Below are 19480 nucleotides of genomic sequence, written 5' to 3'. Positions count from 1 at the left end.
AGAATATCTGCAATCCGGAGAGGACAATGAGCAGAGCGAGCACGTCATCGGACGACGATCTCGTCTTTCTGGACGAAAGTCCAGTGACGCCCTTTGGCGTCAGTGCGCTGTACACCAAGGGGGTATGGCGCGTAATGATCGTTGACGACGATGCGGACGTGCATTCCGCGACAACCTTCGCGCTCAGCAACCTGGAAATTCAGCAGCGTCCGCTGGAGTTTGTGCATGCCTATTCCGCCGGCGAAGCGCGGGAACTGCTGGCGACAGAAACTGACATTGCCGTCATCCTGCTGGATGTCGTGATGGAACAGGACGACGCCGGGTTGCAACTGGTACGTCACATTCGCGAAGTGCTCAAGCTGTGTGAAGTCCGCATTATCTTGCGCACCGGCCAGCCCGGTTATGCACCTGAAATCGATGCAATTCGCGATTTCGACATCAACGACTACAAGACCAAATCCGAACTTACCCGTATCAAGCTGTACACCACCGTGACGGCGGCGATTCGCTCGTACGAACAGATTTGCGCCATCAATGCGAGCCGGCGCGGGCTGGATCATATTGTTCGAGCCAGCACAGAGCTGATGTCGCTCCATGGGCTTGATGACTTCACCTCCGGCGTGCTCACCCAGGCCGCGAAGCTTCTGAATCTGGAAACCAATGGCGTACTCTGCGTGCAGGAGCATGGCGTCGATCTGAATCGCGAGTTGTCCATCATCGCGGCGGCCGGAGCCTATTCCAGCATGACAAAAGGCGCTACAGGATCGATACGCGATGCACGGGTCGCCGATGCGCTGAAACACGCGCTCGGCGAACGTCGCAATATTTACGGCACCGATAGCATCGCGCTGTACCTTGGGAGCAGTGCCAATCGGGATTTCGCCGCGATGCTGGATGTACGATCGCCGCTCAATGAGATCGACCAGCGCCTGCTTGAAGTCTTTTGCCGCAACATCGCTGTCGGGCTCGACAATGTCCTCCTGGTGACCCGACTGGAAAACCAGGCGTTCTATGACCCGCTGACCAAACTGCCGAACCGCACCCGGCTGCGTGAACTGATCGACGATGCGCTGAACACGGCATCCCGCCGCGACACAACCCTGGCGCTGGTGGACATCGACCATTTCTCTGAAACCAACGACGCCCTTGGACACCAGTTCGGCGACCTCCTGCTGTTGGGAGTCGCCGCCCGCCTGCAGGCGCAACTTGGCAGCCAGTTAGTGGTCAGCCGCGTCGGTGGCGACACTTTCGGCGTGCTTGGCGAAGCGGCGCTCGTCAATCCCGGCGTCCTGCTCGACCTCTTTGCCAGCCCGTTCAATATCGACGGTCAGGAAATACAGCTGTCGGCCACTGCCGGCCTCGTACGCTTGTCGGACTATGACGGCATCGGAGCCGATGCGCTGAAAGATGCCGATATCGCGCTGAAGCGCGCCAAACTGATGCAACGCGCGGGCCATCTGTTTTTTACCCGCAGCATGGGCGTCGATATCCGTGAACGTGTCCGGATGATGCATGCGCTGCGGACCGCTTTTGACGACAGGGAACTGTTTGTCGTCTACCAGCCGCAAATCGACCTTGCCACCCGCCGTCCGGTTGGCGCTGAAGCGCTCTTGCGCTGGAAAACCCAGGATGGCAGCTTCGTGCCGCCCGACCGCTTTATTCCGATTGCCGAATTTTCCGGCCTGATCATCGAGATCGGTGAGCAGGTCTTGCGCCAGGCTTGTCTGGAACTGGTTCGGCTCCAGAGCCTCGGTTTCAGCGAGTTCACGATGTCGGTCAACGTATCGCAGGTCCAGTTCCGTCATCCGCTATTTCTTAACATGCTGCGTCGGGTACTGAACGAAACCGGCGCGCCGGCCTCGCGCGTCGAGCTGGAAATCACCGAATCCATCGCAATGGAAGAGCCTGATGTGCTGATTGAACTGCTGAGCCAGATCAAGCAGACCGGCGTCAGCATTGCCATCGACGACTTCGGCACCGGCTTTTCCTCATTGAGCTATTTGCAGCGGCTGCAAGCCGATCGTCTCAAGATCGATCGCGGTTTCGTCACGGAGATCACAAGCGCATCGCGCGGCAGCAGCATCGCCGAAATGGTCATTCAGCTGGGCCGCAATCTCGGCATGTCGGTAGTCGCTGAAGGAGTCGAAGATGAGCGCCAGGCCAGCATCCTGGAAGCCTTGGGCTGCCCGCTCGCACAAGGTTACCTGTTTGCACGCCCGATGACGGTGGAGCAGTTGACCAGTTGGCTGAAGGACAACGGCGCCCGCTAAATTTCAACCGGCGCAGGCCAGCACGCAACACAGCAACACGGTAGGGGCGCGCCTGGCTGACAAACCATTTCTTCACTGGATATCGAGAATGATGAGCGGACGCTCTTTGACCCTCCGGCGTGCGATCGTGCTGACCGTGGTGCTTGGTCTGCTGGTTCCTGCCCTGCTAATTAGCGGCTATTCGTGGTTCAAGCAATATACTGACGGCATCAAGAAACAGACCGAATACCTTTTGCAGCAGAACGCCGACATCTTGTCCAATGGTATGCAGGAACCGCTTTGGAACATCAACCAGGAGAGCGGCAAGGCCTTGATGGACGCCATGATGGCGCGTAACGAAGACATCGTTCGCATCGAGGTGCGTGACAATGCCCTGGGTGTGTTCGTATCCGGCGAGCGAACGCAACGCCGGGCCGGTTTCACGGCGTTGACCGAAAAGCCGGTCGTCTATCGCGGCAGCACAATCGGTTCGGTCAAGATTGAAGTCGGTAGTACGCGCTTGCGCAGCATCATGGTCCAGGGCTTTCTGGAATCCATGACGGCCGTGCTGGCACAGGCGATATTATCGATCGCGCTGATTCTCATCCTGCTTGACCGCCGCCTCGTCCGTCCGCTGCAAAAACTCGGCATCGGTGCGGAACGGCTTGCCAACCGCGAGCTCGATGTGCCTTTCACCTGGCAACGCCTGGACGAAATCGGCCTGCTCAGCCAGCGTATGGAAGACACCCGGATCAGCCTGCGCAAGCTGTTCGACGAACTGGATCAAAAAAACCATGAACTGGAAAGCGATATCGACAAGCGCAAGCGTGTCGAACAGGAACTGCATGAACGGGAGGAGCGTTATCGCGCGCTGGTTGACCAAAGCCCGATTGCCATCATCGAATGGGACAACCAGTTCAAGATCATTGAATGGAATGCCGCTGCCGAACGCATCTTCGGTTACCCGCGACAGTATGCCGTTGGCCGTAATGCGTCCTTCATTATTCCCGACGCGACAGGTCAATCAGTCGAATCGCTGTTCAGCCGCATCACCGATGGCCGTGGCAACAGCCGCAATATCAGCCTGAATCGCCGGTCGGACGGGCAAATCATTACCTGCCAGTGGAACCATGCGCATGTCTCGTATGAAGACGGCAAGGCTGACCGCCTGCTGTCGATTGCCGAGGACATTACCGAGAAGCGCCGCGCAGAACAGGCGCTGATGCTATCGGAAGCCAAGTTTGCAGGCGCTTTCCAGGGCAACCCCGACTCGGTATCGATTGCCCGCCTGAGCGATGAGATCCTGATCGACGTCAACCAGAGTTTCGCCGAATTGAGCGGCTATACACGCGAAGAATCGATGGGCAAGACCGCCATTGACTTGCGCATCTGGGTCCATCCACATCAGCGCAGGGCGTTTATGGCGGAGATCGGTTCGAGTCGCATGGTGCGAAATTTTGAGTGGGAGATGCGGACCAAGTTCGGTGACCTGCGCCGCGTCGTGACCAATGCCACGGTTTTCAGTACCGGCAACGAGCGCTACATGCTGGCCGTGATTCGCGACGTCACCGATCAGCGTCTACTGGAAGAACGCAAGGCCGAAGCAGACCGCGCCCTGCTGCGTCTGGCACAAGGAACGCGCGACATCGCTGGAGAATCCTTTTTTGAACTGCTGGTAGCCGATCTGGCGTCGGCCTTGCGCACCGACTGTGCCTTCATCGGCTTGCGTGTACCGAACGAGCAAGGCAAGATCCATACGATGGCGACGCATATCCGTGGATTTGCGGTAGAAAGTTTTGATTATGCCAGCGCCGACACACCGTGCGAACGCACGCTGGAAGGTGAGCTCTACGTCCTGCCGTACGGTGTACGAGACGCCTATCCGAACGACGAAATCCTGGTTCGCGAGGGTTGGGAAAGTTATGCGGGCGCTCCGCTGCGCGACTCTGCCGGCAATACGATTGGTGTGCTCGTCGTGATGCATTCCGAAGCTCTCGGCAATCCCGACCTGGTGAAATCCCTGCTGCAGGTGTTCAGTGAGCGCGCCTCGGCGGAAATGGAACGCAAGCGTGCCGAAGAAGAATTGCGCAATAGCGAGCGACGCTTCTCCGCGATTTTCCAGTCATCGCCGATTGCCATGTTCGTCACTCAGGTGCGCGGCAACTACATTGTCAAGGACGTCAATCGCGCGTTCGAAGAACTTTTCCTGCGTCCACGCGATCTGGTCATCGGCCGCAATACGGTCGAACTGAACCTGTATTGCAATACTGACGACCGCAGCGCCCTGATTGCGGAACTCAAGGAAAAGGGATCCACCAAAACCCACCGCGAAAGCTGGATGTATCGTGGGGACGGCAGCAAGGTTCTGGTCCAGTTTTCCGGACATACATTTACGCTTGCGGGCGAACGCTTCGGCATTATCGCGTGCGCGGACGTGACCGATAAACGCCGTATCGAGAACGAGATACGCGAACTGAACGCGACGCTGGAGCAGCGTGTCATCGAGCGTACCGAGGAACTGCAGCAGGCCAATCTGGAACTGGCGGATACGCTCGAAACCCTGCACAAGGCACAGGAAGAACTGGTACGCAGCGAGAAACTTGCCGCCCTGGGTTCGCTGGTAGCCGGCGTTGCGCATGAACTCAATACACCGATCGGCAACAGCCTGATGGTGGCAAGCACCCTCGCCGACCAGACCCGCAGCTTGTCCGGCAGCTACCGCGAGCACGGTCTCAAGCGCTCTATGCTGGAATCCTATATTGCCGACGCCGGTACGGCGGGCGACATCCTGGTGCGTAACCTGCAGCGTGCTGCCGACTTGGTCACCAGTTTCAAACAGGTCGCCGTCGATCAAACCAGTTCACAGCGCCGCCGATTCTCCGTGTCTGAAGTTGTTTCTGAAATCATGCTGACCTTATGGCCGACGCTGAAGAAATCGGCATTCACGGTCCAGCAAAACATTTCCGATTCCCTGTTCATGGACAGCTACCCCGGACCGCTGGGGCAAGTGATTACCAATCTCATCAATAACGCCTTGCTGCACGGTTTTGAAGGCCGTCAGGCTGGTCATGTACGGATTATGGCCCATTTATCAAGCGAAGGCTGGATGGAGCTGACGGTGCATGATGACGGCGTGGGTATCCCGTCAGCCAACCTGAGCCGCATCTTCGATCCGTTCTTCACCACCAAGCTGGGCGCGGGCGGATCCGGGCTCGGCCTCAATATTACCCATAACATCGTGACCGGGGTCCTGGGTGGGCGCATACGGGTGCAAAGCGAAGTCGGTGTCGGCAGCACATTTATTCTTTCATTGCCGCTGGTAGCACCGCATCGGCAAAATGTGGAAGAAGCAATGCGTCAGCAGACGACGCTTCCGGCCCTGGATAGCACGCAGTAAGCGGAAGAAAAAGAAACACGAGAACAAACACCGAATCAAAAGCGGGAGCATGCCCCCGCTCATTCTTGCTGTTTAATCCCTTCTTGCCTATCGCCAGTCCCCGCGCAGATTCAGCACCTGCTGGTAAAGCGATTCAGGCGTTGCCACGGCCGGCTCCATCGGCTGGCCGACCACCAGTGACAAGCGGGAAAAGGGACCGCGACGGAAGGAACGTTCAAAGGGATTACCCGGACTGCGCGTCAACAAACTGCCCCACAAACCACGCAAGGCCATCGGAATGACCGGCACCGGCGTGCGATCGATGATCTTGCGGATGCCACCCTTGAACTCATTCATTTCGCCCGTGGAGGTTAGCTTGCCTTCCGGGAAGATGCAAACCAGTTCGCCCTCGTGCAATGCCTGGGCAATATCAACAAATGCCTTTTCCATCAGCCACGGATCCTCTTTTGCCGATGCGATCGGAATCGCCCTGGCGGTGCGGAAGATCCAGGACAGGATCGGGACCTTGAAGATACGGTGATCCATGACAAAGCGGATCGGGCGCGGGCTCGCCGCCATGATCACGATCGCATCCACATAGCTCACGTGATTGCACACCAGTACGGCGGCGCCCTCGTCCGGAATGCGGTCGGCATCAACGGTATGTACACGGTGCACCGTATGAATCAGCAGCCACGCCAGGAAGCGCATCAGGAACTCCGGTACCAGCGAGAAGATGTAGATCGCCACGACGGCGTTCAGCAATGCGGTTGCCATGAAGAGTTGGGGAATGCTGAAGCCAGCGTTGAGCAGGACCATGGCAAACAGCGCGGCGACCACCATGAAGAGTGCATTCATGATGTTCATGCCGGCGATGGTGCGCGAGACATGCTTGCGATCGCAACGGGTCTGGATCAGCGCAAACAGGGGCACGATATAAAAGCCGCCAAAGACGCCGATCATGATGCAGTCGAACAGGATGCGCACGCTGCCCTGCTGGCTGACGAAACCGGCAATGTCGACCAGGGCCGTATTGGTGTAAGACAGACTGGCAAGGTAGAGATCGAAGCCGAATACCGACAAACCGATCGATCCGAAAGGTACCAGGCCAATTTCCACCTTATGGCCAGACAGTCGTTCGCATAACAGCGAGCCGGCGCCAATCCCCAGGGAAAACACCGTCAGCAGCAGCACAAAGACGCTATGGTCGCCATGCAGGTAATCCTTCGCGTATACCGGAAATTGCGCCAGGATCACCGCGCCATAGAACCAGAACCAGGAATTGCCCAGCACCGAGAGGAACACCGGGCGGTTTTGCCTGGTGAAAGCGATGTTGCGAACGGTTTCTGTCACCGGGTTCCAGTTGATCGCCAGGTTTGGTTCCGGCGCCGGCGAATGCGGAATACCTCGGCTGAATTGCCAGCCGAGTACAGCGATGGCGATGGTGCCGAAGGCGACCAGTTCGATGCCCCAGGGTTTATACACCACGAGTACCGCGCCCAGGACTTCACCGAGCAGAATGCCGACGAAGGTACCCATTTCAATCACGCCGTTGCCGCCGACCAGTTCCTCTGGCTTTAGATGTTGCGGCAGATAGGCATACTTGACCGGTCCGAACAGCGTCGAATGCAGGCCCATGCCCACTACCGCCGCAACTAACAGCCACAAGCTATGCATCATCCAGCCGAATGCGGCAATCGCCATGATGGCGATCTCCAGAATTTTGACGTAACGCGCCAGCGTGGATTTTTCAAACTTGTCGGCAAGCTGCCCGGCGGTCGCGGAGAACAACACAAACGGCAGGATAAAGAGCCCCGGAATCAGGTTATTGAGCAGGCCGGGATCAAGCGAAGTCCAGTTCAGCGCATCGTAGGTCAGGATCGTCAGCAGCGCGGTCTTGAAGACATTGTCGTTGAATGCACCTAAAAACTGCGTCCAGAAGAACGGGCCGAAACGGCGTTGGCGTAACAGGGAAAACTGACTGGATTGGCTCATGTCAATGTAATGGCAAGGAGTCTGTAAACAAGTGTCAGGCAACATGCCCGAGTGGCGTCGGCACCAAGGTTTCCCGCTCACTGACGGGATGTTCGCCCGACACGGGGTACGGGCGGCTACCGGTCACACAAATGTCTGGGACGTGCTCCCTATTTCCGAAAACACGCTGGGCGAAGTGTAGACGAGGCGCTATGCCTTGTGCACAGGTTTGCAAAAGTCTTGCCAGATAATACCGTGGGTTCAGCCTATTCTCACTGCCAGCGCATGCCCGCTCAACCACGCATTTTCCAGCCGGCCGCCCTCATCCAGACCGGCGGCAAACCAGTCGCCGCATACGCCGATGCCGGCCCGGCTGTCCCAGAGGCAGTCCGTGTTGAGCGTACTGGTTGCCTGTGCATACCGCCAGCGAACCGCCTTGGCATAAACAGGCCGCACAGCGGAACGGGTCACCTCATGGAAAGCCTTGAGCATTTTTTCCCTGACGCGTTCCGGCTCATCGCCGAGGTGTTCCGAACTCCACTCTGCCGACGCATGGCCGATCCAGTGCTCGCCCGGTCGTCGCCCGGGTTTGGAACTGTCGCGTGCCAGCCAGCGCAGGCGACCGCCGTTGCTGACCCATGCACCGTCGTAGGGCAGTTCCAGGGATCGTGGAAATCCCACCATCAGCGCCCAGCACGGTGCGGTATGGGCCTGCCCTGTTTCCTCTGCCAATTCCGGTACCGGCTCCAGTAGCGGAACCGCCGCTTCCGGCGGCAAGGCGACGACCACGGCGTCGTACGGCCCGGCCGTCGCTTCGATGGCGACGGTCTCCGACTGGATGCCCAGCAGCCATTTTTCGCCGTACTTTTCGATGCGGACGACGGTTTGTGCGGTGCGCAGGTCGATCTCCCTGGCCAGTTCACCTGCCAGCGCCGCCATGCCGGGAACCCCGACCATCCGCGGCCGCGTGGTCCCGCCGGAGCGTCCAGCCGGACGTGCATGGCCATCTTCCAGCGTGACCAGGCGGCCTTCCCAGGGAAGCACCCATCCTGCCTCCTGCCACTGCCTTACTTCACGACGGAACAGGCCGCTGTCGGCGGTGAAATACTGCGCACCGTAGTCGAAGCCGCCAAGTTCCGTCTGAAGAGTAGCGACACGCCCTCCGGCTTCTTCTTCCCGCTCAAAGACGACCACCCGATGTCCGTGCTGCCGCAACAGGCGGGCACAACTCAGTCCGGCCAAGCCGGCACCGATAATTGCGATATGCATGGCGTACTCCCTTTTCAGCGTTGATGTCCTATGCGGACAAACAAGGACAATTTAATTTACTGCGCGTCGGACCGCACGAATATGCGTCAAATACGTAGACAATTAAGCGGACAAACTGGCGCATGACCGCATTACAGCTTGAGGTGGCCACACCTGCTGCGTGCAGAACACACCAAAGCAAATCAAAAAAAAACCGTTCAGGAATTTTTCCGTGAACGGCCTTTGCCATTTTGTGTTTCGCACCTGGCGTTGCCTTACTCGTCGCCTTCCGCCGGCCAGTCTCGGATATAGGCCTTGAGCATCTTGTTCTCAAAGCTCTGCGCCTCGAATACCGCCTTGGCAACGTCATAAAAAGAGATCACGCCGAGCAAGGTCTTGGCATTAACGATGGGCACGTAGCGCGCATGCCGTTCCAGCATCAGGCGCCGCACTTCATTGACTTCGGTGTCGGGTGTAATGGTGATCGGATGGTCGTCCATATGCTTGCGCACGGTTTCCGAGCCAACTTGTCCCTTGTTGAGGTGCAGTGCCTTCATTACCTCGCGGAAGGTCAGCATGCCGACCAGTTCACCAAACTCCATCACGACCAGCGAACCGATGTCGCGTTCGGCCATGGTATCGACCGCTTCGGTCATGGGAGTGTCTGGCGTGACGGTGTAGAGAATATCGCCTTTGACTTTCAGGATTTCGGATACTTTCATGAGGCTATCCTCGGGGTGAATGTTTGTTGTCGCAATTGAAATGTAGCTTACCACGAATGAAAAATCCAGAGAGGCATACCGCGCGCAGGGAATGCGTCAAGCGTTAAGTCGCCGGCATGACAGTCCGGCAAGCTGAACGATGCTAGGATATCCGCCACGCAGCGATCGCCTGATCCGCCGCAAAGAATATGTTTTGGAGACCATACGCATCATGAGCAATCCATACTACCCGGGGTTCGACACCCTGTCGCTGCACGCCGGCGCCATTCCCGACCCGGCCACGGGCGCACGCGCAACCCCGATTTACCTGACGACGTCCTTTGTATTCAAGGATTCCGATCATGCGGCTTCGCTGTTCAACATGGAGCGCGCTGGCCATGTCTATTCCCGCATTTCCAACCCTACCAACGCCGTGCTGGAAGAACGCATTGCCGCACTGGAGGGCGGCGTAGCCGGCATCGCGGTCGCCAGCGGCCAGGCTGCAATGCATCTGGGCCTGGCGACGATCGCCGGCGCCGGTTCGCATGTGGTGGCTTCGCGTGCCTTGTACGGCGGTTCGCAGAATCTGCTTGCCTATACCATGAAGCGCTTTGGCATCGATACCACTTTTGTCGATCCACGCGACCTTGATGCGTGGCGCAATGCGATCCGCCCGAATACCAAGGTGCTGTTTGGTGAAACGCTTGGCAACCCGGGCCTGGATGTCCTCAACATCCCTGAAGTCGCAGCAATTGCGCATGAGCGTCATTTACCATTGATGGTCGATGCGACCTTTACGACACCCTACCTGCTGCGCCCTTTCGACCATGGCGCCGACCTGATCTTTCATTCCGCCACCAAATTCCTTTGCGGCCACGGCACGGCGGTTGGCGGACTGCTGGTCGACGGCGGCACCTTCGACTGGCAACAGGCGTATGAAAAGACCGGCCACTTTGCGGAATTGTGCGAACCGTATGATGGTTTCCATGGCATGGTCTTCAGCGAAGAGTCGACTGTTGCGGCTTTTTCCTTGCGTGCCCGCCGCGAAGGCTTGCGCGATTTCGGCGCGGTGATGAGCCCGCACAATGCGTTTGCAATTCTGCAGGGCATCGAAACCCTGGGACTGCGGATGGACCGGCATGTCGCCAATACCCGCAAGGTGGTTGAATTTCTCGCTTCGCATTCAGCCGTTGAATCGATTGCCTATCCCGAACTGGAATCCCATCCCGACCGCGCGTTGGCAGCTAAATTGCTGCCCAAAGGTTGCGGTGCGGTATTTTCGTTCAGCATCAAGGGTGACCGGGCTGCGGGCCGGCGCTTCGTTGAAGCGCTGAAAATCTTCTCTCATCTTGCCAATGTGGGCGATGCCAAATCACTGGTAATCCATCCAGCCTCCACCACACATTTCCGCGTGCCGACCGAGCAACTTGCCGCTTCCGGCATTACCGAGGGAACCATGCGGCTGTCGATTGGCCTGGAGGATGTGGATGACCTGATCGAAGATCTTGGCCGCGGGCTGAAGGCCTCGCAGAAAGGAGCCTGAGATGCTGATCAATGTACAGGGGCATGAGGCCTATTGCTACACCGGTGGCCGGTCGTTCAGTACCGAGTTGCCGACGGTGGTGTTTATCCATGGTGCGCAACACGATCATTCGGTGTGGGTTCTGCAGACGCGATATTTTGCCCATCATGGGTTCGGGGTACTGGCAGTCGATCTTCCGGGGCATGGTCGTAGCAAAGGCGAGCCCTTGCCCAGCGTCGAGGCAATGGCGGACTGGCTGCTTGCCTTGCTGGATACTGCCGGTGTCCAAAAAGCCATTCTGATTGGTCACAGCATGGGATCGCTGATCGCGTTAGAAGCTGCTGGCCGCGCGCCGGAACGGGTGACGAAGCTGGCGCTGGTCGGGACTGCTTATCCGATGCGGGTGTCGGATGCCTTGCTGAATGCGGCGAAGAATGACGAGCAGTCCGCGATCGATATGGTGAATGTGTGGTCGCATTCGACCTTTTCGCAAAAGCCTTCATCGCCAGGGCCGGGGTTTTATGTGCTTGGCGGGAATCAGCGCTTGATGCAGAGGATTTCGGCGCAGCATGCAGCACCGGTGTTTTATACGGATTTTGTGGCGTGTAATGCGTATGCGAATGGAGAGGCTGCGGCGAAGGCGGTGGCTTGTCCGGTGCTGATGCTGCTTGGGCGGAAGGATATGATGACGCCACCCAAGGCTACGGGGGCGCTTGCGAAGCTGATTTCAGATTGTAAGGTGACGGTGCTGGAGGATTGTGGGCATGCGTTGATGGCGGAGCAGCCGGATGCTGTGCTGGAGGAATTGTTTGGGTTTGCTGTGGAGTGAGTTTTTGTTTGTCTTTCTTCGGTGATTCAGTTCCGTTCGTTCTTCGTGGATGCTAGCCGGGACTGACCCCGGCGGGCCACTTACCTTCTTTGCTTCGCCAAAGAAGGTAAGCCAAGAAAGGCGACCCCGGTGCCGTCGCCCTTCGGGTTCCCAAAAGAGCAGTGCCGCAAGCGGGAAGCGCAGAACTCGCCTGCGGCTCAGACAACTGCGCTTCTTTATCCGCTTGCGGCACTGCTCTTTTGGCGTCTGCACCGGGGAATTCAACCCATCCCCTCCCTAGCCCTCCCCTTGAAAGGGAGGGGACGTTCTTGATGTTGGGAGGTAGTGGGGATGCATTGCCGTCCGAAGAAAGTATTGTTCGTAGAGAGCGCCGACGTCGGCAACCGGCAACCGGCAATGCGATGCGCAGCGAGCGAGCCGAAGTTCCCTCCCCTTCAAGGCGGCCCGCGTAGGGGGAGGGTTAGGGTGGGGATGGGTTTAAAAAATCCCCTGTGCAGCCGCCAAAAGAGCACGGGCCAAAACGGATAAAGAAGCGAAACCTGTCTGAGCCGCAGGCGAGTTTGTTTCGCTTCCCGTTTTGGCCCGTGCTCTTTTGGGCACCCGAAGGGCGGCGAACCGGGGTCGCCTTTCTTTGCTTACTTTCTTTGGCGAAGCAAAGAAAGTGAGTGGCCCGCCGGGGCCAGTCCCGGCAAGTTCGTCCGAAGAACAAACGGAACCGAATCACCGAAGAAAAACAAACAAAAAACCTCACCCAGAGGCTCCCGTATCAGCAATCTGCCCCAGAAACGCCCGAATCCGCTCATTCCGCGCATTCCCAAAAAACTCCCCAGGCGGCGCCTCCTCAAGAATCTGCCCCTTTTCAAAAAAGATCACCCGATCCGCCACTTCCCGCGCAAACCCCATCTCATGCGTAACAACAATCATCGTCATCCCGGAACGCGCCAGATCCTTCATCACATCCAGCACCTCCTTGATCATCTCCGGATCCAGCGCACTGGTGGGCTCATCGAACAACATCACCTTCGGCTGCATCGCAAGCGACCGCGCAATCGCCACCCGCTGCTGCTGCCCACCCGACAACTGATGCGGATATTTATGCGAATGTGCCTCCATCCCCACCTTCGCCAGCAAGCCACGTCCGGCCTCCTCGGCCTGTGCACGCGTCACGTTGCGCAGCCGACGCGGCGCCAGCGTAACGTTGTCCATCACCGTCAGATGCGGAAATAAATTAAAACTCTGGAACACCATCCCGACTTCGCGCCGCACAGCGTCGATATGCTTGAGGTCATCGTTGAGTTCAATACCATCAATGACGATGCGCCCGCTATCATGCTTTTCCAGCCGGTTGAGCATGCGCAGAAAAGTTGATTTTCCTGACCCCGAAGCGCCGATGATGACAGTAACTTCTCCCTGATAAAACCGCGTCGACACGTCACGAATCACGTGGAACTGGCCAAAATGTTTATTGACGTGTTCCGCCAGAATCAAGGGTTCCTGGCCAGCCGCTATGCCATTTGAAAGACCGAATGACTTTTCTGTACTCATTGATGTCGCTCCACGTCGAGTTGTCGCTCGATGGCGCCGGAAATCTGGGTCAGCACGGTAGTCAGGACCAGATAGATGCAAGCCGTCGTTACAAATACCGGGATGGGCTGGAAGGTCGCGGACTGAATGCGGTTGCCAATATTGGACAGTTCAACTACACCGATTACATAAGCAAGGCTTGAATCCTTCAGCAAGGACACAAAGTTATTGACCAGCGGTGGTAATGCCACCCTGAAAGCTTGCGGAAACACGACGTCGCGGAAGGTCATGAAAGGCGTGAGGCCCAGTGAACGCGCCGCTTCTGTCTGGCCCTTGTGCACCGCCAGGATGCCGGAACGAATCGCCTCGGCGTTGTAGGCGCCAGCGTTGAATGCCAGCGCTACTACCGCCGAATTAAAATCCGACAACTGCAGCCCCGGCACCATGGCCGGCAAGGCGAGAAAGACAAACAGCACTTGCACCAGCAGCGGCGTACCGCGAATGACCCAGATGTAAAACGCCGACAACAGGCGCAATGGCGCGAACCTCGACAGCTTGGCCAATGCTGCCAACACACCCAGTATGATCCCGATGAAGCCCGACACCAATGTCAGCAGAATCGTGGTCTTGGCGCCTTCTGCAAACTGTTCCGCATTGGAGCCGATCGGTTCCGGCATCCAGGACAGCGGCAACGCCATCAACCATAGAAACAGGAACAGACCTGCGATGGCAATGGCAATGGATACGGCGCTGCGCTTTTCGCGCGACCACTCCGCCGGCAGGATACTGATAGCTGCTTTAGCTGCTTTCAAGGCGCTCTCCTTGGCTTTCTTTTTGTGACGCTTTTGTGAGGTTTATTGCTGGCAGCGGATATCTTCTTTCAGGTATTTCTCGGAAAGCGTCTTGTAGGTGCCGTCCGCCATCACGTCCGCGAGCGCCTTGTCGACCGCAGCGGCAACCGAGGCATTCCCTTTTTTGACGGCGATCGCCATTTTTTCGACGAACAGATAGCCGCCTGCTTTCAACGGCAGGTTGGGATTCGATTCAATGGCATTTTTGACGACAAAGCGGTCGCTGACCCAGGCGTCGACCCGTTTATTGAGAAGCGCGGCACGGGCATCGCTGTCCTGCGGGAAGTTTTTCACGTCTTTGAGGCCGGGAAGTTTTTTTACGTTTGCCATATAGGTCGAACCTGTCTGCACAGCCACCGTCTTGCCGGTCAGCATTGCGGGCGTTTTAATGCTGCCATCCCGTGAAACGATGACGCCGCCGCTGCAGTAATGGGGATTGGTGAAAGTGACCGCCCTGGCGCGCTCTTCAGTGACGCCGAACGAAGCGATCACCATATCCCAGCGATCCTGGCTCAAGCCGGCCAGCAGTGCATCGAAGGACAGCGCTTTCCATTCAATCGCCAACCCCATTTTCTTGACCATGGCTTCGGCCAGTTCCACTTCGAAACCGGTCAGCTTGGAACCCTGATAGTAGTTGAACGGAGGATAGGCGCCTTCGGTGGCGACGATGATTTTGCCACTCGCCTTGATTTCGTCGAACGTGCGCGCTTGCGCCGTCATGCCGACGACCAGGCCGGCAATCACAATCAACAGGGATTTGATACGGTTCATGGGTATCCTCCAATGGAATAGGTGGTGTTATGTAGAGCTGTTTTTTTTCAAGACGGTTCGGACAAAGGCAACTGCACAGACATCAGGATTGGCATACATAGCGTCCCGAAAGCATTGGCGCAAGCATTACCTGATAACAGGGTTGTGCCGGAAATCAAGAAAACAGCAGACAGGCGCGCGATATTAGCCAAGCTTGCTGAGGAGAAGATGCGGAATAATGCGAAACTTTTGAAGAAAATTCGGCAAAACCGGAAAATTCTTCATTGCGATTTGCCGCCTTCTTTTGCGCGCCGATACATAAGATGAAGGTCACCTACGCAAGATCCAATCTTACGCGGCCAAAAGTGGCTAAATAACGCCAACTCTCTTCAAATGTACATAGGGCATCTATCAAAAAGCCCGGCATATCAAACGGAGTACGCCCGATCGATGTACCCGCAAGCAAACCGCCGGAAAAGGTCCAAACTAGCGATGACGGCGGGGCGAACCGCCACCCAGAGGTATCAAAATGCGTACAAATCCGGCAACTTGAGAACGCCGGACAGCTCTTCCAGAGCAGTCTGCACTTCCACTGCGAACGCCGGGTCGGCCAGATCCGCTGGAGCAAGCCGGTCGCGATAATACTTCCCTACCCAGGAAACAAGCGCGCCATACAGGTCTTCCGTCATCAGCACGCCCTGATGCATCGCCGCCACCTCGGCATCGGTCAGCACCACACGCAATCTCAGGCAAGCAGGGCCGCCGCCGTTGCGCATGCTCTGGCGCAAATCGAAGCTGATCAGTTCATCAATAGGGCCGCCGCTGACGATCAGTTGCTGCAAATAACGGGAAACGGCTGCATTTTCCTGGCATTCCTGTGGAACGACCAATGCCATGCGTCCGTCCGGACGGGATAACAACTGACTGTTGAACAGATAACTGGTCACGGCGTCCGCCACCGATACCTCGGCTGCATTGACCCGAATCGCGCGTAATTCGGTATCGACTCCGGCCAATGCTTGGCGCAAGGGCTCAAGCGCCGTGCGCTCATGATGGAAAGCATGCTGGTGGTAGAAGAGCACGTCAGCATTGCCGACCGCGATCACATCGTTATGGAACACGCCCTGATCGATCGTGTCCGGATCTTGCTGGATATAGACGGTCCGCCGCTCGGAAAGGCCGTGCAGCCTGGCCACGGCCTGGCTTGCTTCCAGTGTCTGACGCGCGGGAAAGCGTCTTGGTGATGGCCGGTCAGGATCAAACTCCACCCTACCGTAGACAAACATTTCGACACCGGGCGCACCATGGCTGGCGCAGAGCCGCGTATGGTTGGCCGCGCCTTCATCGCCGAAAGCCGGTGTCGCGGGCAAGGCGTCATGCACGGCGAAATGCCGGTCATCAAAAAACACGGCTTTCAGCGTCCTCGCAGTCTGGGTATGTTCATATGAGCGGTGCAGCTTGTTGTTCAGGTTGGCAACCGTGAAGTGCGTGCGCCCGTCGGCGGTGTCTGCTGACGGACTCACCGTAGCGGCATTGGCAGTCCACATAGGCGAGGCGGAGTAAGCGGAGGCCAGAATCACTGGCGCTTCCTTGTAGGCGCGCGACAGCACTTCGGCATCGGAGCCGGTAAAGCCTATGCTGCGCAACAGGCGAAAGTTCGGCCGCACTTGCGGTGGCAGCACACCTTGTGCAAAGCCTCGCGACGCGAGTGCGCGCATCTTGGCCAAACCTTGCAGCGCCGCCTCCTTCGGATTGGAGACACTCTTGACGTTGTTGTAGGAGGCGACGTTACCAAACGACAGCCCTGCATAATTATGCGAAGGACCGACCAGTCCGTCAAAGTTGAATTCGCGTGCGTTCGCCATGATAGACCTTGGGTTTTCGTCAGAGCCGGCTCAGAACAGGAGTCCCGGTGACAGTTGTTTGGGCATTTCCAGGCGGCTGCTTTCAATCGATGCCACCGGATAGGCACAATAGTCCGCAGCGTAAAAGGCGCTCGGCCGATGATTGCCCGAATTGCCAATGCCGCCGAATGGTGCAGTACTCGCCGCGCCCGTTGTTGGCCGGTTCCAGTTCACGATACCGGCCCGCACATGGGCATTGAACTGCTTCCATAGGGCTTCGTCTTCGCTCAGCAGCCCCGCCGCGAGTCCGTATTCGGTTGCATTGGCAGTGCGAATCGCCTGCGTGAAGTCAGGCACGCGGATTACCTGCAACATGGGACCAAACCATTCTTCGTCCGGCACATCCTGTGCGCTGGTGACATCGATGATGCCTGGGGAGAGAAAACCTGACCCTGCTTTCAAGCTACGCATCGACAGCAGGCTGCTGCCGCCACGACTCAGCAAATCTTTCTGCGCCTGCAGCAGCTTGTCAGCCACGCTGGTCGATACCACTGGCCCCATGAACGGTGCGGGTGTTGCATCGAAGCGTCCCACGGCGATCTTTTCCGCAACCTGTACCAGGCGCTCGATCAAGGCCTCGCCGCGTCGGGAGTCTTCGACGATCAGGCGGCGCGCGCAGGTGCAACGCTGTCCCGCGCTGACAAAGGCTGAAAAAATAATATGGTGAATTACCGCATCCAGATTGCCGGCGTTGTTGGCATTATCGACATCCCATGCAACGAGCGCATTGTTACCCCCCATTTCCAGCGCCAGCATCTTTCCCGGATGCCCCGCAAATTGCTTATGCAGGAAAGCACCGGTACGGTAACTGCCGGTAAACAGGATGCCGTCGAGTTCCGCCTGCTGTGCCAGTGCGGCGCCGGTGTCGCGGCCACCGTTGACGAGATTGAGCACACCAGTAGGCAAACCGGCCTCGCCCCATAATTCCACTGTCCGGATCGCTGTCTGCGGCGCGTATTCGCTTGGCTTGAATACAACGGTATTGCCGGCGATCAGGGCCGGTACGATATGCCCGTTCGGTAGATGTCCGGGGAAATTGTAGGGTCCGAATACACCAAACACGCCATGCGGCCGGTGGCGCAACACCGCGATGCCATCGGGTACGCGCGACAACGATTCTCCGGTGCGCGCTCCATAGGCCTGGACTGAAATATCAATCTTGTTGGCCATCGTGGTCACTTCAGTCCGGGCTTCCCACAGCGGCTTGCCGACCTCCTGTGAAATCAGCAAGGCAAGTTCCTCGCCATGCTTTTTGAGCAAGTCGCGAAACCGGTTGCATACTGCAACACGCGCATCGAGCGAAGCTAACGCCCATTGTTCGAACGCAGCCCTTGCCGCCTTGCAGGCAAGGGTCACCTCATCGACAGTGGCCGCCGTGCCCTGCCAGATAACGATGCCGGTGGATGGATCGACCACCTCGAATCGCGGACCTTCTCCGGCAAGCCACTGGCCGTTCAGATAATGACTAGGCATGGGGTATCTTCCTTGGATTGAGTGCCATCGTTCTCACTGCGTCGCCGTTAGCGACCTGCAGCAGGCGCTTCTGCTCATCTGCCAATACGATACGGCGAGCGCCAGGCCGGCCATCGGTGCTGATGACACGGAAATCTTGCATGGAGGTGGTGGCAACGATCACCGGGACGTCTTCCTCTTTCGGTTTCGTACGGGTTTCGGTTATGGCTTCCACTTCCGTTTTCATTTTCATTGCAGCGCTGCCAACCGTTGCCAGTTCGCTCTCGCGCACCGCGCGTAATTCGATCACCCTCGCCTGCAAGACAGGACCGGCATCGAAAATGTCGACATAACCCTCATAGTGCATGCCTTCCTGCTCCAGCAAATGGCGTGCAGGTGCAGTCGCGACATGCACGCGACCGATCACTTCCTGGGCTTCCTTGGGCAGGTAAGCGACGTACAACGGGTGACGCGGCATCAGTTCGGCGATAAAGGATTTTTTCCCGAGACTAGTCAGGTCGTCGGCACGGTTGAAATCCATCTTGAAGAAATGCTGGCCAAGGCTGTCCCAGAACGGCGAGGTGCCATCGCTACGCTGGAAGCCTCGCATCTCCGCAATCAGTTTTTCAGTAAACAGGTGCGGGAACTGCGCAATGAACAGAAATCGGCATTTCGACAACAGCTTGCCATTGGTCCCCCAGCGGTAGTCCGGATGCAGAAAAAGCGAACACAGTTCCGCACAACCAGTCAGGTCATTGGACAGGTAGAGCGTTTGCATGCGCGAGAAAACGTTCAGTTCATTGCTGGAATGTACCAGGGTGCCGAGACGATAGTTGTAAAAAGGCTCGTCCAGTCCAACCGCACTTTTGATCGCAGACACGCCGACCAGTTTGTTGCGTTCGACGTCTTCCATGACGAACATGTAGTCACGCTGCGCCGGCGCTATCGTTTCAGCAAAGGAAGCACAGGCGATTTCAAGGCGGCGGCCCAAACTCTTGCGGTCCGGTTTGAGCGTCGTCATGCCGGGGCCGACCTGGGTAGCAAGATCGAACAGGTCGTCGAGGTCGTCTTCCCGGATCGCGCGTATCACCAACATGGTC

14 protein-coding genes are annotated in these 19480 nt (G+C 57.6%); 4 read left to right on the top strand and 10 right to left on the bottom strand.

The window, feature by feature from the left end:
* The first annotated feature begins 26 nt into the window (after positions 1-26).
* Positions 27-2270 carry an EAL domain-containing protein gene (locus ACFQUU_RS02810; protein ID WP_382242362.1) on the top strand — a complete coding sequence of 748 codons (2244 nt, stop codon included), beginning with the start codon at positions 27-29 and terminating at the stop codon, positions 2268-2270.
* Between the two features lie 88 nt (positions 2271-2358).
* Positions 2359-5646 carry a PAS domain S-box protein gene (locus tag ACFQUU_RS02805; RefSeq protein ID WP_382242359.1) on the top strand — a complete coding sequence of 1096 codons (3288 nt, stop codon included), beginning with the start codon at positions 2359-2361 and terminating at the stop codon, positions 5644-5646.
* 87 nt (positions 5647-5733) lie between these two features.
* Here ACFQUU_RS02805 and ACFQUU_RS02800 read toward each other — a convergent pair whose 3' ends face one another.
* From ACFQUU_RS02800 to ACFQUU_RS02790, 3 genes are all read right to left on the bottom strand, one after another.
* A complete protein-coding gene (locus ACFQUU_RS02800) occupies positions 5734-7620 on the bottom strand; it encodes an MFS transporter (protein WP_382242356.1) in 1887 nt (628 codons plus the stop codon).
* A 240-nt stretch (positions 7621-7860) separates the two neighbouring features.
* The gene (locus ACFQUU_RS02795) at positions 7861-8868 is read right to left on the bottom strand and encodes an NAD(P)/FAD-dependent oxidoreductase (protein WP_382242353.1); all 1008 of its coding nucleotides are present in this window, start codon (positions 8866-8868) and stop codon (positions 7861-7863) included.
* Positions 8869-9122: 254 nt separating this feature from the next.
* On the bottom strand, positions 9123-9569 hold the full coding sequence (locus tag ACFQUU_RS02790; RefSeq protein WP_382242350.1) for a CBS domain-containing protein: 447 nt from the start codon (positions 9567-9569) through the stop codon (positions 9123-9125).
* Between the two features lie 211 nt (positions 9570-9780).
* Here ACFQUU_RS02790 and ACFQUU_RS02785 point away from each other — a divergent pair, with 211 nt between their 5' ends.
* On the top strand, positions 9781-11091 hold the full coding sequence (locus ACFQUU_RS02785; protein WP_382242348.1) for an O-acetylhomoserine aminocarboxypropyltransferase: 1311 nt from the start codon (positions 9781-9783) through the stop codon (positions 11089-11091).
* A gap of 1 nt (position 11092) precedes the next feature.
* Positions 11093-11899, top strand: coding sequence for an alpha/beta fold hydrolase (locus tag ACFQUU_RS02780; protein ID WP_382242345.1), 807 nt, complete (start codon positions 11093-11095; stop codon positions 11897-11899).
* Between the two features lie 747 nt (positions 11900-12646).
* Here ACFQUU_RS02780 and ACFQUU_RS02775 read toward each other — a convergent pair.
* From ACFQUU_RS02775 to astA, 7 genes are all read right to left on the bottom strand, one after another.
* A complete protein-coding gene (locus tag ACFQUU_RS02775) occupies positions 12647-13444 on the bottom strand; it encodes an amino acid ABC transporter ATP-binding protein (protein WP_382242342.1) in 798 nt (265 codons plus the stop codon).
* Positions 13441-14235 carry an amino acid ABC transporter permease gene (locus tag ACFQUU_RS02770; protein WP_382242340.1) on the bottom strand — a complete coding sequence of 265 codons (795 nt, stop codon included), beginning with the start codon at positions 14233-14235 and terminating at the stop codon, positions 13441-13443. Before ACFQUU_RS02770 ends, ACFQUU_RS02775 begins: the two co-directional genes overlap by 4 nt.
* A 42-nt stretch (positions 14236-14277) precedes the next feature.
* A complete protein-coding gene (locus ACFQUU_RS02765) occupies positions 14278-15045 on the bottom strand; it encodes an ABC transporter substrate-binding protein (protein ID WP_382242337.1) in 768 nt (255 codons plus the stop codon).
* A gap of 154 nt (positions 15046-15199) precedes the next feature.
* Entirely contained in the window at positions 15200-15358 is a 159-nt protein-coding gene (locus tag ACFQUU_RS02760) for a hypothetical protein (RefSeq protein ID WP_382242334.1), read from the bottom strand.
* A 190-nt stretch (positions 15359-15548) separates the two neighbouring features.
* Entirely contained in the window at positions 15549-16889 is a 1341-nt protein-coding gene (gene astB, locus ACFQUU_RS02755; RefSeq protein WP_382242331.1) for an N-succinylarginine dihydrolase, read from the bottom strand.
* 30 nt (positions 16890-16919) lie between these two features.
* Positions 16920-18401, bottom strand: coding sequence for a succinylglutamate-semialdehyde dehydrogenase (gene astD / locus ACFQUU_RS02750; protein WP_382242328.1), 1482 nt, complete (start codon positions 18399-18401; stop codon positions 16920-16922).
* Positions 18394-19476, bottom strand: coding sequence for an arginine N-succinyltransferase (gene astA / locus ACFQUU_RS02745; RefSeq protein ID WP_382243342.1), 1083 nt, complete (start codon positions 19474-19476; stop codon positions 18394-18396). Before astA ends, astD begins: the two co-directional genes overlap by 8 nt.
* Between the last annotated feature and the right edge of the window lie 4 nt (positions 19477-19480).

The organism is Herbaspirillum sp. GCM10030257 (assembly GCF_042666555.1).
In the GTDB taxonomy this organism is placed as follows: domain Bacteria; phylum Pseudomonadota; class Gammaproteobacteria; order Burkholderiales; family Burkholderiaceae_D; genus Noviherbaspirillum.
Note: the sequence above shows the minus strand (reverse complement) of the source record. Positions and strands in the feature narration are given on the sequence as shown.

Coding starts and splice junctions, on each gene's coding strand:
- ACFQUU_RS02810 (WP_382242362.1), top strand. CDS start 27: ATGAGCAGAGCGAGCACGTCATCGGACGACGATCTCGTCTTTCTGGAC.
- ACFQUU_RS02805 (WP_382242359.1), top strand. CDS start 2,359: ATGATGAGCGGACGCTCTTTGACCCTCCGGCGTGCGATCGTGCTGACC.
- ACFQUU_RS02800 (WP_382242356.1), bottom strand. CDS start 7,620: ATGAGCCAATCCAGTCAGTTTTCCCTGTTACGCCAACGCCGTTTCGGC.
- ACFQUU_RS02795 (WP_382242353.1), bottom strand. CDS start 8,868: ATGCATATCGCAATTATCGGTGCCGGCTTGGCCGGACTGAGTTGTGCC.
- ACFQUU_RS02790 (WP_382242350.1), bottom strand. CDS start 9,569: ATGAAAGTATCCGAAATCCTGAAAGTCAAAGGCGATATTCTCTACACC.
- ACFQUU_RS02785 (WP_382242348.1), top strand. CDS start 9,781: ATGAGCAATCCATACTACCCGGGGTTCGACACCCTGTCGCTGCACGCC.
- ACFQUU_RS02780 (WP_382242345.1), top strand. CDS start 11,093: ATGCTGATCAATGTACAGGGGCATGAGGCCTATTGCTACACCGGTGGC.
- ACFQUU_RS02775 (WP_382242342.1), bottom strand. CDS start 13,444: ATGAGTACAGAAAAGTCATTCGGTCTTTCAAATGGCATAGCGGCTGGC.
- ACFQUU_RS02765 (WP_382242337.1), bottom strand. CDS start 15,045: ATGAACCGTATCAAATCCCTGTTGATTGTGATTGCCGGCCTGGTCGTC.
- astB (WP_382242331.1), bottom strand. CDS start 16,889: ATGGCGAACGCACGCGAATTCAACTTTGACGGACTGGTCGGTCCTTCG.
- astD (WP_382242328.1), bottom strand. CDS start 18,401: ATGCCTAGTCATTATCTGAACGGCCAGTGGCTTGCCGGAGAAGGTCCG.
- astA (WP_382243342.1), bottom strand. CDS start 19,476: ATGTTGGTGATACGCGCGATCCGGGAAGACGACCTCGACGACCTGTTC.